At 64.2% G+C, this 866-nt stretch carries 1 protein-coding gene; it reads left to right on the top strand.

Going from position 1 to position 866, the window contains the following annotated elements:
• Window positions 1-864 (top strand): glutamine-hydrolyzing GMP synthase (gene guaA, locus NKI67_RS33795; protein ID WP_352649179.1); only part of this gene is annotated, 864 nt, incomplete at its 5' end.
• Between the last annotated feature and the right edge of the window lie 2 nt (window positions 865-866).

Below are 866 nucleotides of genomic sequence, written 5' to 3'. Positions count from 1 at the left end.
GATTCCTCGGTCGCGGCCTTGCTGATCCATGAGGCGGTCGGCGACCAGCTCACCTGCATCCTTGTCGACCACGGTCTGATGCGCAAGGACGAGGCATCAGGCGTGGTGGAGATGTTTCGCCAGCATTACAATCTGCCGCTGATCCTGGTCGACGCTTCGGACCGTTTCATCGGCGCGCTCGAGGGCGAGTCGGACCCCGAGAAGAAGCGCAAGACCATCGGGCGGCTGTTCATCGAAGTGTTCGAGGAGGAGGCCGAGAAGCTCGGCGGCGCCGATTTCCTGGCACAAGGCACCCTCTATCCCGACGTCATCGAAAGCGTCTCTTTCAGCGGCGGCCCGTCGGTGACCATCAAGTCGCATCACAATGTCGGTGGCTTGCCCGAACGCATGAACATGCAGCTGGTCGAGCCGCTGCGCGAATTGTTCAAGGACGAGGTGAGGGCGCTCGGCAAGGAGCTCGGCCTGCCCGACAGCTTCATTGGCCGGCATCCGTTCCCCGGTCCCGGTCTCGCCATCCGCTGTCCGGGCGGCATCACCCGCGAAAAGCTGGAGATCCTGCGCGAGGCCGACGCCATCTATCTCGACGAGATCCGCAAGGCCGGTCTCTACGACGCCATCTGGCAGGCCTTCGCCGTGCTGCTGCCGGTGCAGACCGTCGGCGTGATGGGCGACGGCCGCACCTACGAGTTCGTCTGCGCGCTGCGCGCCGTCACCTCGGTCGACGGCATGACGGCAGACTTCTACCATTACGACATGGCATTCCTGGGAGCAGCCGCCACCCGCATCATCAACGAGGTACGCGGCATCAACCGCGTGGTCTACGACGTGACGAGCAAGCCGCCAGGCACCATCGAGTGGGAGTGACG

This window comes from Mesorhizobium sp. M0408, assembly GCF_040321495.1.
Taxonomy (GTDB): Bacteria; Pseudomonadota; Alphaproteobacteria; order Rhizobiales; family Rhizobiaceae; genus Mesorhizobium.
This window is presented reverse-complemented; position numbering and strand designations above follow the sequence as displayed.